The 23691-nt window shown below is 40.7% G+C and carries 19 protein-coding genes; 13 read left to right on the top strand and 6 right to left on the bottom strand.

What is annotated here, in order from left to right; all coding sequences use genetic code 11:
- Positions 1-90 precede the first annotated feature (90 nt).
- The 4 genes from NMG86_RS15475 (at position 91) to NMG86_RS15460 (ending at position 2240) form a co-directional block, all read left to right on the top strand.
- Positions 91-621: a helix-turn-helix domain-containing protein gene (locus NMG86_RS15475; protein ID WP_237747621.1), complete on the top strand. Its 531-nt coding sequence runs from the start codon at positions 91-93 to the stop codon at positions 619-621.
- A 188-nt stretch (positions 622-809) separates the two neighbouring features.
- A complete protein-coding gene (locus tag NMG86_RS15470) occupies positions 810-1166 on the top strand; it encodes a DUF433 domain-containing protein (protein WP_420884301.1) in 357 nt (118 codons plus the stop codon).
- A complete protein-coding gene (locus NMG86_RS15465) occupies positions 1157-1522 on the top strand; it encodes a DUF5615 family PIN-like protein (protein ID WP_026786214.1) in 366 nt (121 codons plus the stop codon). The genes NMG86_RS15470 and NMG86_RS15465 overlap by 10 nt, the downstream gene beginning before the upstream one ends.
- 70 nt (positions 1523-1592) lie before the next feature.
- Positions 1593-2240 (top strand): Uma2 family endonuclease, encoded by a 648-nt coding sequence (locus NMG86_RS15460; RefSeq protein WP_026798000.1) that lies wholly within the window; start codon positions 1593-1595, stop codon positions 2238-2240.
- A 123-nt stretch (positions 2241-2363) separates the two neighbouring features.
- On the opposite strand, the gene NMG86_RS15455 is transcribed toward NMG86_RS15460, so the two are convergent.
- A complete protein-coding gene (locus NMG86_RS15455; RefSeq protein WP_026786216.1) occupies positions 2364-2606 on the bottom strand; it encodes a hypothetical protein in 243 nt (80 codons plus the stop codon).
- Positions 2607-2941: 335 nt separating this feature from the next.
- Here NMG86_RS15455 and NMG86_RS15450 point away from each other — a divergent pair, with 335 nt between their 5' ends.
- The 9 genes from NMG86_RS15450 to NMG86_RS15410 all read left to right on the top strand — a co-directional run bounded on the left by NMG86_RS15450 (position 2942) and on the right by NMG86_RS15410 (position 9053).
- A complete protein-coding gene (locus NMG86_RS15450) occupies positions 2942-3451 on the top strand; it encodes a DUF2808 domain-containing protein (protein WP_026797999.1) in 510 nt (169 codons plus the stop codon).
- A 116-nt stretch (positions 3452-3567) separates the two neighbouring features.
- Positions 3568-3705 (top strand): 50S ribosomal protein L34, encoded by a 138-nt coding sequence (rpmH, locus tag NMG86_RS15445; protein ID WP_071783091.1) that lies wholly within the window; start codon positions 3568-3570, stop codon positions 3703-3705.
- A gap of 109 nt (positions 3706-3814) precedes the next feature.
- A complete protein-coding gene (gene rnpA, locus NMG86_RS15440) occupies positions 3815-4219 on the top strand; it encodes a ribonuclease P protein component (RefSeq protein WP_026786218.1) in 405 nt (134 codons plus the stop codon).
- Positions 4191-4583 carry a PH domain-containing protein gene (locus tag NMG86_RS15435; protein ID WP_026786219.1) on the top strand — a complete coding sequence of 131 codons (393 nt, stop codon included), beginning with the start codon at positions 4191-4193 and terminating at the stop codon, positions 4581-4583. The genes rnpA and NMG86_RS15435 overlap by 29 nt, the downstream gene beginning before the upstream one ends.
- Positions 4584-4728: 145 nt before the next feature.
- A complete protein-coding gene (yidC, locus tag NMG86_RS15430) occupies positions 4729-5886 on the top strand; it encodes a membrane protein insertase YidC (RefSeq protein ID WP_026797998.1) in 1158 nt (385 codons plus the stop codon).
- Between the two features lie 2 nt (positions 5887-5888).
- Positions 5889-6365: a Jag family protein gene (locus NMG86_RS15425; protein ID WP_026786221.1), complete on the top strand. Its 477-nt coding sequence runs from the start codon at positions 5889-5891 to the stop codon at positions 6363-6365.
- Positions 6366-6418: 53 nt separating this feature from the next.
- Positions 6419-6919 (top strand): YceD family protein, encoded by a 501-nt coding sequence (locus NMG86_RS15420; protein WP_026786222.1) that lies wholly within the window; start codon positions 6419-6421, stop codon positions 6917-6919.
- Positions 6920-7005: 86 nt separating this feature from the next.
- Complete coding sequence (locus tag NMG86_RS15415; RefSeq protein WP_026797997.1) at positions 7006-8517, top strand: Ycf46 family AAA ATPase; 1512 nt, start codon at positions 7006-7008, stop codon at positions 8515-8517.
- A 38-nt stretch (positions 8518-8555) separates the two neighbouring features.
- Positions 8556-9053 (top strand): SH3 domain-containing protein, encoded by a 498-nt coding sequence (locus tag NMG86_RS15410; protein ID WP_499103713.1) that lies wholly within the window; start codon positions 8556-8558, stop codon positions 9051-9053.
- Positions 9054-9279: 226 nt separating this feature from the next.
- On the opposite strand, the gene NMG86_RS15405 is transcribed toward NMG86_RS15410, so the two are convergent.
- From NMG86_RS15405 to NMG86_RS15385, 5 genes are all read right to left on the bottom strand, one after another.
- Positions 9280-10923 carry an IS1634 family transposase gene (locus NMG86_RS15405; RefSeq protein ID WP_026796751.1) on the bottom strand — a complete coding sequence of 548 codons (1644 nt, stop codon included), beginning with the start codon at positions 10921-10923 and terminating at the stop codon, positions 9280-9282.
- Between the two features lie 80 nt (positions 10924-11003).
- The gene (locus NMG86_RS15400; protein WP_087882150.1) at positions 11004-14453 is read right to left on the bottom strand and encodes a PAS domain S-box protein; all 3450 of its coding nucleotides are present in this window, start codon (positions 14451-14453) and stop codon (positions 11004-11006) included.
- 56 nt (positions 14454-14509) lie between these two features.
- The gene (locus NMG86_RS15395; protein WP_081694486.1) at positions 14510-18979 is read right to left on the bottom strand and encodes a PAS domain S-box protein; all 4470 of its coding nucleotides are present in this window, start codon (positions 18977-18979) and stop codon (positions 14510-14512) included.
- A 135-nt stretch (positions 18980-19114) separates the two neighbouring features.
- Positions 19115-23005: a hybrid sensor histidine kinase/response regulator gene (locus NMG86_RS15390; RefSeq protein WP_052338748.1), complete on the bottom strand. Its 3891-nt coding sequence runs from the start codon at positions 23003-23005 to the stop codon at positions 19115-19117.
- On the bottom strand, positions 22986-23522 hold the full coding sequence (locus tag NMG86_RS15385; RefSeq protein WP_052345025.1) for a GAF domain-containing protein: 537 nt from the start codon (positions 23520-23522) through the stop codon (positions 22986-22988). The genes NMG86_RS15390 and NMG86_RS15385 overlap by 20 nt, the downstream gene beginning before the upstream one ends.
- Positions 23523-23691: the final 169 nt, after the last annotated feature.

Here is a 23691-nt window from a genome sequence, read left to right as displayed (position 1 = left end):
TCTCTGGTTTGTCGAACTCCTCTGTAACTGATAATAAATTAACTAACTTCTAATTGTCTACTGATTAACGTTAGAATTTATGTTAGAATCGTGTTAGCTGTTTTTTATACCCGCAATATGGCTCAAGTGGACAAAATATTTAGTCAGGCTGCCCAGGAATGGGATTTAGAAAGTCTTTATGCTGACTTGGCATCTGCGAAGGGAAAGCATCTCACTCCCATTGAAAAAGCTCACTTAAGGGGGTTATTGTCTGGCTGTAGTCCCTCGGAAATCGCTCAAAAGTTAGAGAAAATTCCCAGAGGCGTAGAGTCTGATTTATGTGCAACGGTTTATAAATATGTAAAGTCTTTGTTAGATAAAGCAGAAAAAGTAGAAAACTGGCGCAAGATTTATGAATGGCTTGATGAATCCGGTTATAAATCTAAGCTGGATAACAAAGTTCCTGTTAAAAATTTATTACCTAAACAAAGCGTTATTAATATCACTACTGTTAATATAGAACAACATCAAATCGTTTTTCAGTTTCATCTAACAATCCCCACATCAGAAATCACTGAATTATCTATACAAGATTGTAATATTGATGAGAATATTGGTAATAATCATACGGATAATAATTGAAGTTATTGTTATTGGGTAAATTCCTCTCGTTCCATTATTGATAACATTTATTTAAACCTTCCTTGTTTTTTTAGTTTAAGCGATCGCTTCACGGCAATCATTTTTTTAAATAAATTGTTATAATGATTATTACCACCCACTTGCAAGCTAAAAAAGGTCATCCTAAACAACTATAAACTTTAACGAAAATGATCCAATCATTGATTCAATTGCACGATTATTTTAATGTTCTTGCTTCTGATGATATCCGAATTAAAGGAACACGCATTAGCATTGAACAGATTTTGTATGAATATCTTTATAATCATCAATCCCCCGAAGAAATCCAAAAGCATTTTACAACAGTTACATTAGAACAAATTTATGCCACTATTCTTTATTATTTTAGAAATCAAGAACAGGTTTCTGATTATTTAGAAAATTGGTTAACAGCTACGAATCAAGCTGAAACAGAACATGATCAAAATCCCCCTACTGTTGTCAAAAGATTGCTGAAGTTAAAAGCTGAACAGGAAGCGGTTAAGGTGAGTCAAGAATGCCCATAAAATATCTAATTGATGAAAATCTCCCTCCTGTTTATCAAGAACAGCTTAAAAACCGTGTTTCTGATCTTATTGTTTTAAGAATTGGTGATCCGAATACTCCCTCTATTGGAACGCTTGATCCTGAAATTTTGTCTTGGTGTGAAAAATTCGGATTTATTTTAGTGACTAATAACCGCAGTTCTATGCCTGTCCATTTAGCTGATCATTTAAACAACGGGGATCACATTCCTGGAATTTTAGTTTTAAGAAAACAAGCAAATTTTGGTCAAATTATTGAGGATTTAATTTTAATTGCTTTAGCTGCGGAGGAAAATGAATATCAAGACATTATTAGTTATGTTCCGTTAAAAAAATAGGGAACAAGGATAAAATTTTTATTTTGAATTGTATTAAACTAAAAGTAACTCTTAGAAAAGGGTAATGGTGATGGTGACACTGCAACTCAAGCAACTCAGCGTTCCCCCTGGACAGCGTGTGCTGTTTCTGGATGTAAGCTGGCAAGATTTTGAGGCAATTTTAGCGGAGTTGGGCGAACATCGAGGGGCGCGAGTGGCTTATTTTCAAGGAATTTTGGAGATTAGGATGCCTTTACCAGAACATGAATTTAATAAAGAAATTATTGGGGATATGGTAAAAATTCTGCTAGAAGAACTAGAAATGGAACGGGAGTGTTTTGGATCAACAACATTTAAACGTCAAGGAATGGCGGCTGGAATTGAACCGGATAATTGTTTTTATATTCAAAATTATCAAGCGATGATTGGGAAAAAACGGTTAGATTTAACGGTTGACCCACCCCCAGATTTAGCCATTGAAGTTGATGTTACCTCTAAAACTCAGTTAAGTGCTTATCAAGCACTCGGTGTTGCAGAACTGTGGCGCTATGAAAATGATCAATTGCAAATTTATGTTCTGCGAAATGGAGAATATATTAAGTCTCAAATTAGCCCAATTTTTGCCAATTTTCCAGTCATAGAAGTAATTTCTCAGTTTGTAGAAATGAGTTGGATAAAGGGGACGAGTGTAGCGTTGAGATCATTTCGTAAATGGGTACGCGAAAGGATAGAATCGTAGAGTTTATAATATTAATTATCAGATTTAAGTCTGAACTGGTGATAAAAATTTACAACTTCTTGATGCCGATCTTCCCTCTGATCATGTAACGTTAACCATCCCCAAGTATCAACAAAAAGTTGATTATCCATAAATTTCTTGATCAATATTCTGAGCTAATGAACCATGAGCAACAGCCCCAATAAATTCCGCAAGCGGATCTACTTCATGATCCGGTTTTTTTTTCTGATCAAAATTCAAACTAAAAGATTGATTTTGACAATAGATTAAAAAATTGACAAACTGCACAACTTCTGACATTTTATGATCAGGTAACTGTTCTATTAAATTTAATAACTCTTGCTTAACACTGGGTATTGATGACATCTGTTTAACCCTTCCTTGTTTTTTTGTTTAAGCGATCGCTTCACTTTAATTATTTTTTTATATCCTCCCAAGTCATAACATCATCTGGATTCGTTTCAACAGTAATATCCATGCTCATAACCTAGATAGAAGGCTTCACAACTAATACACCTACAAATATAACAGAAATCAAGAAATACCATAATTAGTATAAGATAGAGTAATTGTTGCACAAAAACCCAAAAAATGTTACAATTCCCCGCGTATTTGGTCGATTTAGATTCTTAATCCTTTAACCTATATTTGATATAGTTGTTAAAATTTAAACAAAATTTAACTTTTTTACAGGAGCCGATATGCGACAACTATTTTCTGCATTATTAATAACGGGTTTAGCCCTGACAAGTTTAGCTAAAATCACCCAAGCCCAAGGTTTACCAGGGATGACCCTGTTGAGTGGCCCCGACAAGGCCAACATCTTAAATTATTTTCTCCAAAGCGGACGGTCGGGAGAATGGGATCGTTATAAATTAAGACTTCCGGCTGATAAGTTGAATTTAGCGATCGCCGAAATTTCCATCACCTATCCCAAATACTATAAAGGCAAAATTGATCCTAAATCAGTACAAATTCGCATTAAAGATAAGCCGATTCCCTTAGAAGACGTGATTTGGGATAAAGAGAACCATATTATCCAAATTTATCCCCAAGAACCGATTCCGGCGGGGACTAAGGTAGAAATCGTTCTCTCTAACGTCAAAAATCCCACCTTTGGGGGCGTTTTCAACTTTAATGCCAATATTCGCACCCCCGGAGATGTGCCGATGTTGCGTTATGTGGGAACTTGGGTTTTGAGTATTGATTAATATTGTAGTTGTGGAGAAGCTTTTTGCACCCCGCGCCTAAAGTCCAACAATTGTGGTACACTGAAAAATTGTGACTTTTAATTAACAAATTAACAAAAAGGCACCGGAGGTAAGTAATGGCTCAACAAACCCTGCAAGGAACGAACCGCAAAAAGAAAAGAGTTTCTGGCTTCAGAGTACGAATGCGGACAAAAAACGGTCAAGCAGTTATCAAAGCTCGTCGCAAGAAAGGACGGGCGCGTTTAACGTTTTAAATCCTTGATCCCAATTCAAGAAAACCTATTGCTATTCCCACGAACTCATTGCCATCCTGATGATCAAGCTAAAGGGAATTTTGAATTTGTGGGTAGCAGTACCTAATTAATGTTACCGAAAATCAATCGACTCCGGCATCCCAAAGACTTCAAAGCCGTCTATAGCAAAGGACTGCATCGCAAAACCCCTCATTTAACCTTGAGGGCCTTACGAGGTCAACCCCATAGAACAGAACGGAATTTAAGCGACTCGTCCTGTGTTCAGCCGACTAGGATGGGGATTTCCATCAGTCAAAAAGTGAGTAAACGGGCTGTGGTTCGGAATCGGATCAAACGTCAAATTAGAGCAGTTTGGCATCAGTTTTTACCCTTGATATCACCGGGTTGGGACGTTGTGATCGTTGTTAAACCAACGGCCGATCAGTGCAATTATTCAGAAATTCTGCAAGAATTAGAAAAGTTGTTGGTAGAAGCAGAGGTTTTAAATGGGTATACGGGAGGAAAGTTTTTATGAGGGAGGCCCGGCGATCGGCGACCTGATTATCAATCTATTAATAGGACTGACGGTTATTGGTATCCCTCTGGCGATTGGGGCAATTGTGCGGGCATTATGGCTGCGCTATCGGATCACGAACCGCCGGATATCTGTGATCGGTGGATGGATGGGACAGGATCGTACCGATATTGTCTATTCAGAAATTATCAAAATCGTGAAGGTTCCCAGAGGACTCGGGACTTGGGGGGATATGGTTGTCACCCTGAAAAATGGTTCTCGTCTGGAACTGCGGGCTATTCCTCGATTTCGAGAAGCCTACGACTTTATCCTCGATAAAATCTCACCCCAGGCTCAAAAAGCCAGTGCGATAACCAGCCGATAATCTGGGAAAAGGATGCAGTTTTTTCGGTGTTGAGCCTGAAGCCTGACGGATGGTATGGGTTGTCGCCAACCCACGAATCCAGCGTCGGCTAATGGTTCTTAAAATTATATATATTTTACGCAAGCAGTTCAATAAACTCAAAAGAATGGACTTTGGTATCGGGTTTCTTTCCAATAATTTGATGTTGCCGATCCTAGATTTTTTCTACGGGATCGTGCCTAGTTATGGTTTAGCAATTGTAGCGTTAACCTTAGTGGTTCGCTTCGCGCTTTACCCCTTGAATGCGGGTTCAATTCGCAATATGCGGCGAATGAAAGTCACCCAACCGTTGATGAAAGAACGGGTTGATCAAATCCAACAACAGCATAAAGATGACCCGGTGAAACAACGGGAAGAAATGAGCAGAGTCTACAAAGAACTGGGAAATCCCTTAGCTGGATGTTTCCCGCTTCTGATTCAAATGCCGATTCTTTTTGCTCTGTTTGCTACTTTGCGGGGTTCACCCTTTTCTGATGTCAACTACAGCATAGACCTACAGATTTTACCCCAAGCACAAATTGAACAGGTTCAGCCCCAAGCCTACGCTACTAAAGCTCAAAACTATTATTTCGCCGATGGAATTCACACCTCCGTTGTCGCGATGATTCCCGGTGGTAATCGTTTAGGGCTGAATGAAAAGGTAAAGGTAGAACTCCAAACCGTTGACGGTAAACCCTTAAAATCGGAATTGGAAAAATATCCCGAAGTAAACCTAATCCCCACCTGGAAAATTCTGAAAGGGGAAGATAAGATCCAAGTCGGTGAAAACGGTCAAATCCTGGCCTTAGCACCTGGAGATGCCACGATTCAAGTGGGTCTGAGGGGATTAGCTTCGGATAAAGGATTTCTGTTTATTGATGCTTTGGGTCGAGTCGGGGCCGTTGATCCCGATGGTACGATTCACTGGGATATTGTCGGGATGATTCTGGCTTTTGGGGTATCTTTATATCTCAACCAAGTCTTATCGGGACAAGGTTCGAGTAGTGGTAATCCTCAGCAAGATACGATTAATAAAATTACACCTGTGCTGTTCAGTGGGATGTTTTTCTTCTTCCCCCTTCCGGCGGGTGTGTTGCTGTATATGCTGATTGCGAATATCTTCCAAACGGTTCAAGCATTTATTTTGTCCCGGGAACCTCTACCCGAACACTTGCAAAAAATTGTGGAAGAATCCAGTAAAACCGCTAAATTAGCAACGGTTGATGGGGAAAGAGAAGCATTACCCTTTGAGCCGGGACGTTCTAAGAAAAAGGCGCAGTCGTAGAAATGAATAATAGCGATATACAACAGGGCCAAGAATGGTTGGAGGAATTGCTCAAATTAGGGGCAGTTCCCTCCCAGGTAAAACCTAGTTTAGAAGCGGATTCCTGTTGGTTAACCATTGATCAAGTTAATCTCACCCCCGAACAGGTGGCAACTTTAATCGGTCAGGACGGGGAAGTTTTAGATGCGATTCAATATTTACTCAACGCCATTCATAACCTGGGCAAAGACGACGAGGAGCGCACCTCTTACACCGTAGAACTCAACGGATATCGAACTCAACGTCATTTGGAATTGCGGGCTTTAGCTGACCATGCGGCCAGTCGTGTCCGAGAGACCGGGGGAGAGGTGGAAATTAAATCCCTGTCTTCGGCAGAAAGACGTCTGATTCATTCTTTTCTCGAAGAAAGCGATGATTTAGAAACCTATAGTCGGGGACAGGAACCCGATCGTCGTTTGGTGGTTAAAATAAAAGGCTAGACACCGAAAACTTTGTTTAGCCTTGCTTATTTTTGGCAGGTGGGAAAATAATTATGGACTCCATCTATATCCCAGATTTACTTAGGACACAAAACCGATCTTTAGAATTTGAGTTTCAAGAGTTTTTCCCCGACTTAGAAACTCTAACTCCGGTTCGAGGTCGGATGCGGGTCAGTCATAAAACCACTTATATCGAGGCGGTGGTTCAGGCGGAAACTATTGTTACCCTGACCTGTGACCGATGTTTAAAACAATATAACCATCGGTTAAAGGTCGATACTTCTGAATTAATTTGGTTGATGGCTTCGGTAGATAAAGTCGATGCTTCTAAAGCTGAAGTAGAAATTTCTTTAGATGAACCTGTGGAAAGTCTGCATCCCCAAGGTCATTTTTTACTTGGGGATTGGCTCTATCAACAATTGTGTTTAGCCCTACCCCTACGCCAACTCTGTGAGGGGCCCTGTGAACTTCCCCAACCAATATCAACCGAATCCCGGCCTATTGTTGATCAACGTTGGGCTTCATTACAATCTTTGAAGCAAAATCTACAATAATTAAGAGGTGTTGATAGTTAACATTTGATAGTCAGCGAGCGAGGACGCTCCCCCTGCCCCCCTACCTCCCCCTGCTCCCACTTTCTATGAGTAAATTCAATGAGGAATTGAAGTTATTATTGCGATCGCGCTACGCTATTATCTATATTCCGACCTTAGAAGAAGAACGAGTCGAAACTGTAATTAAACAAGCGGCAAAAGATCAGGGCAACCGTGGGGTTTATGTCTGGGATTTTGTGGAAGGATATCAGCAGGGAAATCCTAATGATTTAGGCGCCGGAAAACGGAATCCGTTACAAGCCTTAGAATTCGTAGAAAAATTACCAGAGGCGATGCCTGCTGTCTTTATTTTAAGGGACTTTCATAGATTTTTAGAAGATATTTCAATTTCGCGGAAATTAAGAAATTTAGCCAAAAAATTAAAGTCTCAACCTAAGAATTTAGTAATTATTTCTCCCCAAATTGCGATTCCCTCTGACTTGAGTGAAGTGTTAACGGTTTTAGAATTTCCCTTACCCAATCTAATAGAAATTAAGACGGAAGTTGAACGATTATTAATTACAACAGGACAGCCTTTAGATCCTCGTTTATTAGATGAAATGGTGCGTTCCTGTCAAGGACTTTCGATGGAAAGGATTCGCCGAATTTTGGCAAAGGCGATCGCTACCCATGGAGAATTACAGGCTGATGATATTGAATTAATATTAGAAGAAAAACGCCAAACCATTCGTCAAACTCAAATTTTAGACTTCTATTCTGCCCAGGAAAATATCTCGGATATTGGGGGATTAGATAATTTAAAAGATTGGTTATTACTCCGGGGAAGTGCCTTTTCAGAACGGGCGAGACAATATGGTTTACCCTATCCCAGAGGGTTATTATTAGTAGGAATTCAAGGAACGGGAAAATCCTTAACGGCAAAAGCGATCGCCCATCATTGGCATTTACCATTATTAAGATTAGATGTGGGGCGTTTATTTGCGGGACTGGTTGGAGAATCGGAATCTCGCACCCGACAAATGATTCAATTAGCAGAAGCCCTAGCGCCTTGTGTGTTATGGATTGATGAAATTGATAAAGCCTTTTCGGGATTAGATGGTAGAGGAGATTCAGGAACCAGTAATCGGGTATTTGGGACATTTATTACTTGGTTAGCCGAAAAAACCTCCCCGGTTTTTGTGGTCGCAACGGCCAATAATATTCAATCTTTGCCCCCGGAAATGTTAAGAAAGGGGCGATTTGATGAAATTTTCTTTGTGGGATTACCCTATCAAGAAGAACGAAAAGCCATTTTTGAAGTTCATTTATCCAAACTACGTCCCCAAAATATTAGAAACTATGATATAGAACGATTAGCCTATGAAACCCCGGATTTTTCTGGGGCGGAAATTGAACAGACTTTAATTGAAGCGATGCACATTGGCTTTAGTCAAAACCGAGATTTCGTCACCGATGATATTTTAGAAGCGGCGAGTCAAATTGTCCCCTTAGCCAGAACAGCGAAGGAGCAAATTGAGTTTCTGCAAAATTGGGCTGCTGCGGGGAAAGCTCGTTTAGCTTCTCGACAGAGTAGTTTAAATCGTCGCCTATCCGGTTGATGGTATTATAGGTATCTTTAGATCGGGGTTTAAAACCTATGTATAGAACTATTCCCAAAACTATGAATCTTTATGGTGTTTTTAAATTTATTGTGGGTTTTTTTCTGGCAATTTTAATTTTAGCGGGTGCAACGGTCGCTACCGCCTTATATTTTGCAGCCCGTTTATCAGAACTTCCAGAACGTCCGACCTTTCCTAATGATAACCCCCAAACAAAAATAGCAGCAAAGCCAGTTACTCCCCAAGCCGCGGTCACGCCAACCCCGATCCCAACTCCAGAAGCAGAAAAACTTGAACCTGGTGCTTATCAGGCAATTGTGACCCAGCCTATCGGTTTGATTTTACGCGATACTCCCAGTACCGAGGCTAACCGAATTGGTGGCATTGCCTATCAAGAAAAAGTGGTTGTTTTGGGAGAAAGTGATGATAAACAATGGCAAAAAGTGCGGGTTTTGACTGATAGAGATCGCACGGGATGGATTAAAGCCCACATTCCGCAGATAGGGGTCAAATTTTCCACTAATTCTAAAAAATAGAAACCTATTCCAATTTTTCGGTGAACTTCCGAGGCTTTACTATCAAATTATATAGCTAGTTTACCGCTATTTAACTAAACATAAATAATTACTATTTTTTAATAGAAATAGAACTCCATTTTTTTAATATATTTGTATTTTATCACCAAATTCTTTTCAGCCAAGAGTTCTCATCTTGACTCATAACTTAGATTTTTTACAACTATTTCCCCCTTTCTTTTAATCTTTATCCCCCAGGAATCATTAAATAGTATTGACAGCAATCTTTCCCTAAATGCTGCAATATTTCTTGACGTTCTTGGGTTAAGTTACTCACTTGGTTTTCTCCATTTATCCTGACTAAATGCACCGCTTGGAACATTTGAAATATCCACCGCATCGTCGGTTTATTCGTTAATTTCTTGACCTGATTTCTTACCCCTTCTTGGGCTGTTTCTAATTGTTTTCTCAATTTTCTTTGAGCTAGGTTATACACTAACAAGCACAATCCCATTATCATCGCTATTGCTTCCACTCTCTCTGGTTTTTTCACGAATACACTTGCTGTGAAAAATAACGGATCTTTTAAAAATCTAAATCCTCTCTCGTTACTTTGCTGCGCTTTGTATTCGGCTAATAGCTTTTCATTACTCACCTCTTTCTTGTCTAATATATTTGTCGCTAATATAAATCTTCCGGCTTTGATTTTTTCCGCTTCTATCACTGATTCTCTAGGTTCTATCTCTCCTGTTACTTGATAAACTATTGTCTTTTCTTGATTCCCTTTTTCTGTTTTACTTTGGCTTTTTTTACTGGCTTTTTCTGTGCATTTTATTTCTTTTATTTCGTGATATTTCCACGAATCTGATAACATTTTTATCCCAATCTCTGCATCCGCTATGCAAGCATACTCTTGTTTCAATAGCTTCCGCAGTGATGCTTTGGCGTTCTCTAACTGTTTTTCTACTTGCTCTGATATTTTTTTTAGGGCTGCTTTTTTCCTGGCTTCACTTTCTACTACTAACCATCTTTGTTTTATGTTTGCGTACTCACTTGATTTCGTTGCTATTCTATATCCTTTTATTTGACTCTGCTCCCATTCTTCCTCTTCTATCTCTACAATCTTATTTTGCGCTTCTTTTATACTTAATGGTACTCTTGTTATCCATTTCATTCCTGCCATTGCTCCTATATTCTCTGCTGTGTATAATGCACTGTCTGCTACACATATTCCTTCAAATGTCCATTGCTTTTTAAATTCTTTTAGTCTTTCTACAAATACGCTTTTATCATCGGCGTTTCCGTCATCTATTTTTAGATATAATGGCACATCTCCGTCTCCGCTTACTACCATATCTATTATAAATTGTTTCAGATCTGGTCTTTTATCTCTTGAGTATCCATGCACTATTTTTATGGCTTTCATTTCTTCTTCTATTTCCTGATTTTCTTCTTCTTTACTTTTGTATTCTCCCTCTACTGATATCGAACTGCTATCTAGGTGTACGCTTTCCTTTTCTACTTGGAATTTTTGGGCGGCTTTTAGGGCTATTGCTGTGAATAGATTTGTTGTTCCTACTTCATAATATTTATCTAATGCTCTCCCGATTCTGTCATCATTTAGTTGCTCTGCTATTACTCCTTCTCCTATTAAATGTTCTGTTGCTTTCCCTACGAAAAAGTTCTCGAATAGGTACAGCGGCGCGCTCAAAAACCCTAATCCATTCAAAATCATTGCTTTCATTACCTGTCCTGGGCTTATGGCTTCTTTTCCTCTTAATCCCACTTTTTTATTCACTTCTTCTACTAATTCCATCTCATCTATTACGCCTGCTACTATTCCTAAATGGTCTAAATTCACGATTTCTATCGCTTCTAGGGGGTTTTTCATATTTTTATTTGTTCAGCTACTCTAATTATTATTCTACATTGAAAATAGCCCAAATGATTGCCATATAATGATTTGGGCTTTTATTTATTCCAATTTAATTGGCAATTCAATTGGCTTAAATATCTGCGGAATGTGGGCTCTAAAGTAGTCGAAACTGTTGTGGATTCTGGAGCGCTAGACTGGGATATATCATAGGGTAGGGCAACCGAGAAAGAGCTACCTTTGCCGATTTTACTCTCAGCCATGACCTGACCGCCATGTAGTTCGACAATCTGCTTGACTAGGGCTAACCCTAAGCCCGTGCCTTCGTATTGACGATTGAGACTGCTGCTAACTTGCACGAAGGGTTGGAAGAGGCGTTGCAAATCTTTGGGAGCAATGCCAATGCCAGTATCTACGATTTGAAATACGATCATCGGTGAATTCATCAGTTTGATGTACTGGGGGATTGTTGCCTCTCCTTGCCATGTATCGCCGCCACCAACTGCAACGAGAAGATTTACTTGCCCTTCGCTGGGAGTAAATTTGACAGCATTAGTGAGCAGATTGATTAAAACCTGTCTGATGCGACGCTCTTCGACATTAATCTTGTTGATATTCTTAGGAATGTTGCTGTTGAGTTGCACTTTCTTTTGAAATGCTTGCTGTCTCACAAAGACCAGACTAGAATCACAGAGATTTTTGACTGAGACTGATTCAGTATTTAATTCCATCATCCCTGATGAGATTTTTGATAGATCGAGAATGTCATTAATTAGGGATAGAAGATGTTCGCCGCTTGATTCGACTATACCGATCGCCTTTAATTGCTTTTCGTTTAGCGATCCCAAAATCTCGTCTTTAAGAGATTCTGACATCCCTAAGATTGAATTTAGCGGCGTGCGGAGTTCGTGGCTCATGTTGGCAAGAAATTCATCCTTGAGTTTAGTGGCGCGAAGGAGTTCTTCGTTAATTTTCTGTAGCTGTACTTCGGCTTGTTTGCGATCGCTAATATCTGCCAAAATTCCATGACCACCAATGACGATACCTTCAGAATTAATAATCGGTGTGGTATTGATACTCACCCAAATATAGTCACCATTTTGATGGAGATGACGGAATTCAATATTGCTAGTCTTTTGCTGAGAGCGAATAGACTGTTTGTATGCACTGATTAACCCATCAAGGTCATCTGGATGGACTAGATCGGTAAATTTTTTGCCAATCCATTCATTGACTTCTAAGCCAAAGAGAGTTTGAAATTGAGGTGATAGATAGGAGAATGCACCATTTTTATCAGTTGACCAAATTAAGTCGTTAATACCTTCTACCAAACGACGGAATTTCGTTTCGCTCTCAATTAAGGCAATTTCCGCTTCTTTGCGATCGCTAATATCATTTGCAATGCCTAAGAAACCAATAATTTGATCGTTGTCATCCTTAAGTGCTGTGACAGATAGCGAAACGGGAAAGCGAGAACCATCTTTGCGGATATAAGTCCATTCTTGTTCGTTAACAAGATTTCGACGGGATTTGGCAATAAACACTTCAAAACCAACAGGAATATCCTGCTTTAGTTCCTCAGTTAGCTCTGCGGCTCTGTCAATTACCTCTTGGCGATCGTGAATAATCTCAGGCGTATTGCCAATCAGTTCTGAGGGACTGTAACCGAGCATCCTTTCAACTGAAGGATTACAGGTCTGAATAATGCCATTTAAGTCGGTGGAAATGATCGAGTAACTGGTACTTCCTAAGATGGCACTTTGGAGACTGTTAACCTGTGCTAGTTCTTGAGTGCGTTCGGCAACCTTAGTTTCTAGCTCTTGATTGAGTTGCTGAAGTTTTTGTTCAGCGCGTTTGCGATCGCTAATATCTACGGCAATACAAATGGTTTGATCGTCAGAGTCTGTAAGAAGTACCGCACCTATTAGTACAGAAACTCGACTACCATCTTTACGAGAATATTGTTTTTCCCAAGGAGTGATCGTGCCATACTCCAATAAATGTGACATCGCATAAAAATCGGCGGCAACATATTCGGGCGGTGTGATTTCGTTCCAACGGATTAAACCCGACTCAAGCTCCTGTCGAGTATATCCAAGCATATCTAGAAAAAGATCATTGGCATCAGTAATTTGCCCCTGCAAATCAGCAGAGAGTGTACCAACTACATCAGATTCAAACAACTGACGAAAACGACCTTCACTCCTTCTTAGTTCGAGTTCAGCTTGTTTGCGATCGCTAATATCATTAGAGCAACCAATCACGCGAATGGGATTTTCCATTTCATCCCGAACGAGGGAAAGACGTAAGTTGATATAAAGAATATTTCCTGATTTTGTCCGATTCCGTAGCTCAACTTCATGAGTTCCTTTTTCTAATAGCGGTATCAAGACTGAGGATTGTAGGAGAGGCAAATCTTCAGTTAGATAAAGCATACTAATATTCTGCCCGATCGCTTCATGAGACTCGTATCCATAGAGTTTCTCCGATCCAATGTTCCAAGTGAGGATCGTGCCATCCATCGCCGTCGAAATGACAGCATCATTAATCTGCTCTAGCATTTGCGCTTGCAGTTGTATTTCTTGTGTCCGTTCCTGTACCTTTTCCTCCAGAGAGGCATTCAGGCTTTCCAGATTTTGATAGAGTTCAGCTTGATATAAAGAGATCGCTAAATGTATGGATAGCTGCTGCAATAACTGAATATCTTCTTCATGCCATTGGCGGGGAGCATCACATTGATGCACAATCAGCAAGCCCCACAGGGTATTCATGCCATTAAGCAAGATGGGGGCGACGAGATTTGCCTTTACCTGAAATCTTTCAAGGAGTTGAATATGGCATTCCGTCAGGTTAGCCTCATAAATATCATGCGCCGCAAAGACTTTACCCTTTTGATATTCCCCGCCGAGATTTCCCTGAAAGCAAGTATCTTCGATTTGAGCATTCAAGGATGAATCCCAAGGTGAAATGACCGATTCAGCAACAATTTCCCCACTCATATCGGGATTAAATCGGTAAATGATCACCCGATCAGCAACTAAAAAGCTGCGTATTTCTTGGACAATCGTATTGGAGACATCCTCAAATGTGTGAGATCTACGAATATGTAGCGCCATTGAGGCAATTACTGTTTGCTGTAGTTGCGATCGCCTTAGTTGTTTAAGGAGTAAATTATTTTCATGTACCTGAGCGATAAAGGTTAAAAGCGATTTCGCAGTCACATCTCCTTTTACCACATAGTCCATCGCTCCCAATTTCATGGCGCGTACCGCTATGCGCTCATCTCCTTCTCCCGTTAACATGATCACGGGTAGTTTGTTTGTTGGCGACTCAATACCAATTTCTTCTAAAAATTCCAAGCCATCGCCATCGGGCAAGTTGATATCTAGTAATACAACATCTGGCTGCTGCGATCGCCATAATTCCAGCCCTTCTTCTAACGTCTCGGCTTCAATAATGCAATAAGGGCGTTCTGAGTCTGATTGTAAATAACGCACATAACTAACTCGATCGCTTTCAGCATCATCGACAATCAAAATTTTTAGCATAAGTTACTTTGTATATTTGATGATTGTTTAGAATCGTTGGGGGATATAGACAATTCTTAAACAGTTTCTAGGCTAGAGATATTTACTTTAATTGGTAAAGTAAACAAAAATGTAGTTCCCTGCCCGTAAATTGATTGTACTTGAATAGTGCCGCCATGACGTTCAATAATTTTTTTGACAATAGTTAACCCCGCACCCGTTCCGCCTCCGTATTTGTTAGGAGAATGTAAACGTTTAAAGATCCGAAACACCGAGTCTAAATGTTTCTCACGAATACCGATGCCATTGTCGTGGACAGAGATCGTCACAAAATCAGGGTTCTGTGCATTAGTCTCAATCCACCCAATTTCCGCCCATTTTTCAGATTGATCATTGTATTTAAAGGCATTAGAAATTAGATTAGTAAAGACTTCTTCAAGCAAAATGCGATCGCCCAACACTGTCGGCAATGATTGGGGCATCCGAATCTGGCAATTTTCCCATTGAGGATTCATGCCAAATAACTCTGTTACATTCTCTAACAAGTGATCGAGAGCGATCGGCGACATCTGCAATTCCTGTCTGCCCAAACGCGAAAACTTCAGCAAGGATTCAATTAATGACTCCATTCTTTTAGTCAATCGTACTAGCGTATTTAATTTGTCAGCACCATCACCCTGAAGAAGCTCACTGTAATCTTCTAACAAGAAAGTTGCATAGTTATGAATACCCCGTAGAGGTTCCTTTAAATCATGGGAAGCAATGTAGGCAAAGGCATCTAGCTCGCTATTGCTGCGTTCTAATTCCACATTGATTAGGGCAATATCTTCCGCTTGGCGTAACACAATATCCACGATCGCCTGTCGTAATTCACGTGCCCCCGCCACTTCGCAATCCAGCCAAGTCAGAGAGCGACCATCCACAATTTCTTGCCACGCCTCAAAAGACTGACGTGGAAATATTGTCACCGAGCCATCTTCTTCTATGCGTTTCGGCTTCTCTGGATTTCCCGCCCAAGTCACAGTTTGGGCGATCTCAGGACGGAACCATATCACATAGCGCTGTTGAATCTTGGAGATCGCCATTGCCAGCAGCCCACCAGCGACATCTTTATATGCTACTGCTTCAGGATACAAATGAGATAGAGCATCGGTGACAAAAATATCCTGATCAAATTGCGGCGGAATCCAAGTCAAGAGCAGCTTTAATTGATCGAGTTGCGGAGTTTTACCGAGCAAAGTAATCTCTTCGTTGTCACATATCGCCGCCCCCGCAGCGCCCGTCAGTTTTAATAAGGCTTCTGGATCGGCTGTAAGTTCTTTCACAAAGTCGTTAGCTTTGCTGAGACGTTCGACAAATTGACTTTGAATATTTTTAAGTTGCAATTTGTAATCAAGATTTTCGTTCGCTTCCTTATTAGCTAATTCCGTAGACATAAGCTGTCCCAAAAACTCGCAAACAGTCCGTACTTCGTAGGGGATAAATTTGGGGCTATTGTGATGACAGGCAATCAAACCCCATAGCTTTTGCTGCTGAATTAGGGAAATAGTTAGCGATGCTGCAACTTCCATATTTTTGAGATATTCAATATGGAGCGGCGATATGGAGCGCAAGCCGCAGTAGCTCATGTCAAGGGGCTGGATCTCCACTTCTGGATTTGCTGTGGGGCTTGTTACTAATTGACAAGGTTGGTAATCCATGTCTGGAATTAGGCGCAACCAATTGAGCGTGTAGAGATGTTTTGCTTGTTTGGGAATATCAGAGTCGGGATAGCGTAATCCCAGAAATGCTTTTTGTTCTGGCTGTTTTATCTCAGCAATGATATTGCCATCCCCACCTTCGTTAAAACGATAGATCATAACGCGATCAAAGCCCGTAATTTCGCTGATTTCCTGCACGATTACATTACACAGTTTGGACAGATCCGAGGTCGCCTGAATTTTGCTAAGAGTGTTCTTGATTTGATGATAAAAATGGAAAAAGTCCTTATTAGAATTATCTAAGATCGGCTCTAGCTCTAAAACTATTTCGCCACTGATAGCGCGATGGACAATCCCCTTAAAGTCTAAGGTGTCAGATCCTGCGCGAACAAAGCTAATGCTTAAGGGATTAATATTCTCAAAATCACGCTCTAAACAATTAGCAATATCGGTAATGCGATCGCTACCAATAAAATCAGCTAATGGGCGATCGAGCAAATCTAAGGGTTCAACCCCCAAAATATCAAGGCTATTGGCACTAACCTGCACGATGCTTAGATCAGTTTCACTGAGTACCATGAGTAACCCGTGAGGCTGTATCGATCGCGGTATATGTATCGGTTCGCGATCGCAATTTGTGAGAGTAACTAGCTCTAAATCATTAACGGTATTTATATTCATTATATTAGCCTCGTTATCTTCTGCCAGCAAAATTAAGGGTGAAATTAGTCCTTCAGTTTGGCTTTGACCAATCTGATCTTGTTCTGACAAGTCAGAGTTAGTTTGATCTTCGATTGATGGGTCGCCGAAATTAATGGGAAGATTAATCGCAAAGCAACTACCGACTCCCAACTCACTTGTCAGTTCTACGGTTCCTCCATGAAGTTCTACAAGTCTTTTGACTAAAGCCAAACCCAATCCCATGCCATCATATTTACGGTTCAGCGCACTATCGATTTGGATAAAGGGTTGGAACAGTTTCGGGATGTTCTCCGATGAGATGCCTATCCCCGTATCAATCACGGCTATCTTTAAGTAATTTATGGGCGTTAGATTGGTTGTACTGCTTTCAAGGCGAACTTCTGATACTTCTAAAGTGATTGTCCCTCCTTCCAGAGTAAATTTAACAGCATTATTGAGAAGATTAATTAGGGCTTGACGAATGCGGCGTTCATCCACATGGATATTCGGTAGGTTTGACGGTAGAACCCTGTGGACTTGAATATTCTTTTTTCGAGCTTGTTGTTGGATAAAAAGGAGACTTGATTCACAGAGAGCCGCGATAGAAATACTCGATATCTCCAAATGCACTTGCCCCGATTCAATTTTGGCTACATCTAGAACATCATTAATTAATTCTAGTAAGTGGGAACCACTATTTTCAATAGTTTGTAGCGCCGTCATCTGTTCTTCATTGATGGAACCATAGATCTCTTCCTGAAGAAGCTCAGTCATTCCGAGGATGGCATTAAGTGGAGTTCGCAATTCATGACTCATGGTAGCTAAAAATTCGTCCTTAAGACGAGTTGCTTGGAGCAGTTCTGCGTAGGTTTGTTGAAGTTGGGTTTCGGCTAGTTTGCGCTCAGTTATGTCTTGTGCAGAACCAACAGTACATTTTACCTGACCTTTTAGATCTCGACTAAATACGGAATGCCTACTGTAGAGCCAACGCCATTCTCCTTGAGTATTTCTCATGCGGTATTCACAATCATAAATTTCGCCATCTAATGCTCTTGCTAATCGTGCATATTCAGCAGGCATATTTTGCAGATCATCGGGGTGCATGAGCGTTGAGAAAAAATTTGCCCCCATTGCCTGAATCTCTATAGGACTATATCCCAGAATTGTTGCTATCTCTCGGTTCACATAGATATTACATTGTTGTTGGAGATCGTAAATGTAGATAATATTTGGTGAAGTATCGGTCACTTTTTGCAGAAAGTCTTGGCTTTCTTGTAAAGCGATTTCAGCTTTTTTGCGATCGCTAATATCTTGGATCAACGCTATAAAGAAATCCAGCTTACCATTAGGTTTTCTATGACATTGCACAGCCAGACTGGTATAGACTATTTGACCAGTTTTATGAATAAAGCGTTTATCAATTTCATAACCTTCAATTTGACCATCGATTACCAGATTAAACTTCTCTAAATCTATAGCTAAATCTTCGGGATGGGTAATTTTGTCCCAAGATAATTCCTGTAATTCGGCAAAAGAATACCCTAAAATCTCACAGAGTTTGTCGTTCACATTGATCCAAGCCTTACTAGGAGAAGTCATTGCCATCCCAATGAGATTCTGTTCAAAATAACGACGAAATTGCATTTCACTCTGACGTAGAGCCGTTTCACTCTTTTGCAACTCTGCTGTTCTTACAGACACCCTTTCTTCTAATTCCGCATTGGCTTTTGCAAGAGCATTACGAGCTTCCTCTAGATCAATTTCATATCGTTTACGTTCAGAGATATCCTGCACTTGGGAAATAAAATATAAAGGATTTCCCTCGGTATCCCGTACCAAAGATGACGAGACTTCTCCATAAATGATATGCCCCAGTCGATGACGATAGCGTTTTTCCAATCTCCCGCTATCGTCATGCGCTACTACCGCCCCATGTATAAACTTTTGACTAATCTGTTTGTCCTCTGCAATTGCCAAATCGCTAACGTTTAAACCTTTCAATTCGTCTTGGCTATAACCAAATATTTCACTTATCTTCTCGTTAACCTGAAAAAGATTGCCTTGAAGATCGACTAAACACATACCAATATTTGCCTTATCAAAGGCAAGCCGAAACTTCTCATCACTTTCTTGTAGGGCTAGATAATCTTTTTCCGTTTTTTCCATTTCTTTTTGTACTCCTTTTAATTAATGAAGCAGAGCAACCAGCGATTGCGTTTTTTGGGATTTTATATTTATATTTAATTGCGCCTAGCTACTTATCATTTTAGTTTTTTTTAGCAAGCCTCAACTATATATATCTTAGTTCCTATTTTTTAAAATATTCCGAATTGTATCAGCTAATGCTTTTAGCTTAATAGGCTTGCTTAAATATTCATTAGCTCCTACTGCCAGACATCTTTCGTGATCGCCTTCCATTGCTAGAGCCGTCAGCGCAATAATTGGAATATCAGCCAGATTAGGATCGAGGCGAATTTGTTTAATTGCCTCTAATCCATCCATAACTGGCATCTGGATATCCATCAAAATCAAATCGGGATGCTCCGCTTTAACAAGATCGATCGCCTGTTGTCCATCAGTTGCTGATAAAATGCGGTAGCCCTTAGCTTCGAGGTAACTGGAGAATGTCGCAATATTAGCCTCGTTATCTTCTGCCAGCAAAATTAAGGGTGAAATTAGTCCTTCAGTTTGGCTTTGACCTATCTGAGACTGTCCTGACAAGTCCTGCTCAGTTTGTTCTTCAATCGCTGGGGAGACGATATTAATGGGAAGATTAATCGCAAAGCAACTACCGACTCCCAACTCACTTGTCAGTTCTACGGTTCCTCCATGAATTTCAACAAGTCTTTTGACTAAAGCCAAACCCAATCCAGTGCCATTATATTGTCGGTTCAGCGCACTATCGATTTGGATAAAGGGCTGGAACAGTTTCTGGATGTTCTCTGCTGAGATGCCTATTCCAGTATCAATCACGGCTATTTTTAAGTATTTTAGGGGCGTTGGATTAGTTGTACTACTTTCAAGTTGAACTTGCGATACTTCTAAAGTAATTGTCCCTCCTTCCAGAGTAAATTTAACAGCATTATTGAGCAGATTGATTAAGACTTGTCGAATCCGCCTTTCATCTAGCATTATTTTTGGCAAATGCTTAGGAATTCTAGGTATTAATTGAATTCGCTTTGTTAATGCTTGCTGTTTGATAAATGCTAGGCTCGACTTGCAGAGGCTGTCAATATCTGTCGCTGTTAGCTCTAGCGTCACTTGTCCAGACTCAATTTTGGCAACATCGAGAATGTCATTAATCAATGCTAAAAGATGCCTACTGCTACTCTCAATGGTTTGTAATGCTTTAAGTTGACGCTCATTAATACCGCCAAATACTTCTTCCTGTAGAGCTTCATTCATTCCCAAAATCGAATTGAGCGGTGTCCGCAGTTCGTGGCTCATATTGGCGAGAAATTCGTCTTTGAGTCTGGTTGCACGGGCGAGTTGTTGGTTGGTTTCCGTTAATTGTTGCTCGGCTTGTTTACGTTCCGCAATTTCTTGTTGAGATTGCTCATATAGATTAGCTTGCTGAATAGCGATCGCTAATTGATTCGCAATTTGTTGGAGCAGTTGAGCTTCTGAATCTTGCCATTCTCGCTGTTCTGCACAGGCATGGACTACTAAAACACCCCACAGCTTTTTATATCCGTCCGTTGCTACCCAGCGATGATTTTCGCTAATGTGCGACTCTAGGAGAATTGGCGCGACAATTTTGGACTTGATCTGACCTTTGAGCGAGTATTCCACTAGGCATTCTGTCCAAATGTCATTCATCACATCGGGAACAATGCGAGGCTTGCCTTGCCAATAGCAATCGAGAATTTCCTGTGACCAAACTTCGTTGTCCCAATTAAGGGCTTTGAGATTGAGAAAGTTACTATGTACAGATTCTTCGACAATTTGGCTGTTACCATTATCAAATAGTTGAAAGATGATCGCGCGATCGCCAGACAGCATATCTTTAACCTGTTGAGTCACCACTGCCAGAATCTCTTTGATACTAAGTGATTCGCGAATTTTATTGGTGATTGTCGCTAAGGTTTGCTGTTCTCGCAATTGCTGCGCTATTTTCGATTGAGATTGCTGACGTATTAATAGTTCCTCTTGAAGTTGCTCATAGAGACTGGCTTGTTGAATAGCGATCGCTAATTGATTAGCAATTTGTTGAATCAGATTAATCTCATGCTCTTGCCATTGGCGAGTATGAGCGCATTGATGGATGCACACTAAGCCCCATAGGTTGTTGCCACATAGTAATGGAATCACCAGATTTGCCCGCACCTGAAATTCAGCCAAGACATCACGATGGCAGTCCATCAGCCCAGCATTATCTATATCATTCAAGACCTGTATTCGACCTTGGGCATAGGCGGCGGCATAGCCTTCGCCAAAGCAATGGTCGTGAATGTGAACTTCCATTGCTGAAGTAAATCCATCGACAACGGATTCGGCGACAAATTCACCATCATCAAAATTGGATTCAGGATAGAATTTGAAAATACCGACGCGATCGGATTGCAGTAATTGCTGAATTTCTTGACAAGCGGTATCAAAAATTATTGAGAGATCGAGGGATTGACGGATACGCTGAGTAATTGCTCGCAATAGAGTTTCTCGATTTGCTTGTTGGAGAATAATTTGCTCGGCTTGTTTGCGATCGCTAATATCAAAGTTAATGCCAATCATACTTTCAGCATTACCTTGACTATCTTGTTTAACCTTTCCATAGGCTTTAATGAAGTGAACGCTGCGATCGGGATGAATGACTCGAAACTCATAATCATATTCAGCTTGTCCTAAAATGGCTTTCTGGAGTAAAGTTTCAGTAGCGTTACGATCATCGGGATGTACTGCGTTTGCCCAAATTTCATAAGGCAAATGGGAATAATTTTCTTTTAAGTATCCATACAGTTCATACATCCGATCATCCCAAACCAGAAAATCCTGTTGAATATCCCATTCCCAGCAGCCGATCGCCCCAGACTTGAGTGCTAAAGATAGGCGATCAGTTGTTTGCTGTAATTGCACTTCAAATTCTTTGCGATCGCTAACATCAAAATTGATCCCAGTAATGCTCTGAGGCTTACCATCTGCATCGCGTTTGAGCATTCCATAGGCTTTGAGGAAATGAATACTGCCATCAGGATGCACAACTCGAAACTCTGTATCATATTCGTCTATTTGTCCCGCCGCAATTTTGCGATTTATTGCTTCAATAGCCTCAGCATCATGGGGATGTAGCGCATTCTTCCAAATTTCGTAAGTAGGCTGAGGGTTTGTTTGGTTGGAAACTCCATACAGTTCGTATACCCGATCATCCCAAACAGCAATATCGCTTTGCAGATCCCATTCCCACCAACCGATCGCTCCAGATTTAAGAGCAAAAACTAAACGCTCTGTGTTTTTTTGTAGTTCTAATTCAGCTTGTTTGCGATCGGTGACATCTTGAAACGTCCCTACCATCCCAATCACATTACCTGACCAGTCTCGTAGAGGAGCTTTATGAGTTTCTAGCCATCTTTGTTCACCATTAGCGAAAGTCAACATTTCTTCGATTCCCAGTTTAGCTTGACCAGATTCCATCACGCCCCGATCGTCGGCTTGAAAAGCGCTCGCCTCCTCTTCTGTGGGTAACAAATCGAAATCAGTCTTGCCAACAACCTCTTTTGATGATGGCGCACCTAAGATTCGCACAAATTGCTGATTGCATCCTAAAAAGACCGATGATCGATCTTTCCAAAACAATGGCAGTGGCACAGTATCGATCACTGTTTGAATAAACTGTTGAGACTCTTGTAAAGACTTTTCCGCCTGTTTGCGATCGCTAATATCGCGCAAAATTTTAGAAACCCCGACCACCTCTCCTGCGGCGTTCTTTAAAAGAGAGATAGTTGCCGAGACCTCAATGCTTTTACCTTCTTTGCTGATACGGACAGTTTCAAAATGTTCTACCCGTTCTCCTCGCATGAGACGCGCGAAAATTTGAGGTTCCTCATCCAAGCGGTCAGGGGGAAAAAGCATAGAAATAGGTTGCCCGATTGCTTCAGCCTCTGAATATCCAAATAATCTCTCAGCAGCAGGATTCCAACTGGTGATAATCCCCTCTATAGTTTTAGTGATAATTGCGTCATCGGAGGATTCGACCACAGATGCTAAGTAGCCGAAATGACTCTTCCTTGAGTCTTAGCTCAAATTGACTGATGACCAGCCGACTCAAGGCTTCTAGTTGACTGATTTGTTGCTCAGTGAGATAGCGAGGTTGGCGATCGATCACACATAGCGTTCCTAAAGCAAAATTATCATCAGTAATTAAAGGAACTCCAGCATAAAAACGAATATTCGGATATTGTGCGACCAGTGGATTGTCAGCAAAGCGAGGATCGAGGCTGGCATCAGGAACATTTAAAATAGAACCTTCCGCAACTGCATGACCACAAAAAGAAATATCACGAGGTGTTTCGGTTGCGTCAATGCCAACGCGGGACTTAAACCACTGGCGATCTTTGTCAACTAATGAGATGAGCGCGATCGGGGTTCCGCATATATCCGCCGCTAGTTGCGTCAAATCGTCGTACACCTGCTCTGGCAAGGTATCGAGAATCTTGTAACGATCTAGTGCTACTAAGCGATCGCTTTCATTAGCTGGAATATCGGGTTTCTGCATAGAATTTGTGAGAGCCATCAATACTGTGTGGACATTTTTTGCCACTAGGCTATAAGTATAGCAGGGAAACATTTCCGACAATTGCGTGACTTAATTGGCTGTTAGCGTTTAGTTTAACAACCAATTAAATTTCAGGCGGAATATAGCTCTATACGTGGAAATCAATAAG

The sequence above is a fragment of the Planktothrix rubescens CCAP 1459/22 genome (assembly GCA_904830895.1).
GTDB lineage: Bacteria > Cyanobacteriota > Cyanobacteriia > Cyanobacteriales > Microcoleaceae > Planktothrix > Planktothrix agardhii.
Note: the sequence above shows the minus strand (reverse complement) of the source record. Positions and strands in the feature narration are given on the sequence as shown.

Bases quoted from the DNA above. Each gene is read 5' to 3' on its own strand.
- NMG86_RS15470 (WP_420884301.1), top strand. From the start codon at position 810: ATGATCCAATCATTGATTCAATTGCACGATTATTTTAATGTTCTTGCT.
- NMG86_RS15465 (WP_026786214.1), top strand. From the start codon at position 1,157: ATGCCCATAAAATATCTAATTGATGAAAATCTCCCTCCTGTTTATCAA.
- NMG86_RS15460 (WP_026798000.1), top strand. From the start codon at position 1,593: ATGGTGACACTGCAACTCAAGCAACTCAGCGTTCCCCCTGGACAGCGT.
- NMG86_RS15455 (WP_026786216.1), bottom strand. From the start codon at position 2,606: ATGTCATCAATACCCAGTGTTAAGCAAGAGTTATTAAATTTAATAGAA.
- NMG86_RS15450 (WP_026797999.1), top strand. From the start codon at position 2,942: ATGCGACAACTATTTTCTGCATTATTAATAACGGGTTTAGCCCTGACA.
- rpmH (WP_071783091.1), top strand. From the start codon at position 3,568: ATGGCTCAACAAACCCTGCAAGGAACGAACCGCAAAAAGAAAAGAGTT.
- rnpA (WP_026786218.1), top strand. From the start codon at position 3,815: ATGTTACCGAAAATCAATCGACTCCGGCATCCCAAAGACTTCAAAGCC.
- NMG86_RS15435 (WP_026786219.1), top strand. From the start codon at position 4,191: ATGGGTATACGGGAGGAAAGTTTTTATGAGGGAGGCCCGGCGATCGGC.
- yidC (WP_026797998.1), top strand. From the start codon at position 4,729: ATGGACTTTGGTATCGGGTTTCTTTCCAATAATTTGATGTTGCCGATC.
- NMG86_RS15425 (WP_026786221.1), top strand. From the start codon at position 5,889: ATGAATAATAGCGATATACAACAGGGCCAAGAATGGTTGGAGGAATTG.
- NMG86_RS15420 (WP_026786222.1), top strand. From the start codon at position 6,419: ATGGACTCCATCTATATCCCAGATTTACTTAGGACACAAAACCGATCT.
- NMG86_RS15415 (WP_026797997.1), top strand. From the start codon at position 7,006: ATGAGTAAATTCAATGAGGAATTGAAGTTATTATTGCGATCGCGCTAC.
- NMG86_RS15410 (WP_499103713.1), top strand. From the start codon at position 8,556: ATGTATAGAACTATTCCCAAAACTATGAATCTTTATGGTGTTTTTAAA.
- NMG86_RS15405 (WP_026796751.1), bottom strand. From the start codon at position 10,923: ATGAAAAACCCCCTAGAAGCGATAGAAATCGTGAATTTAGACCATTTA.
- NMG86_RS15400 (WP_087882150.1), bottom strand. From the start codon at position 14,453: ATGCTAAAAATTTTGATTGTCGATGATGCTGAAAGCGATCGAGTTAGT.
- NMG86_RS15395 (WP_081694486.1), bottom strand. From the start codon at position 18,979: ATGGAAAAAACGGAAAAAGATTATCTAGCCCTACAAGAAAGTGATGAG.
- NMG86_RS15385 (WP_052345025.1), bottom strand. From the start codon at position 23,522: ATGCAGAAACCCGATATTCCAGCTAATGAAAGCGATCGCTTAGTAGCA.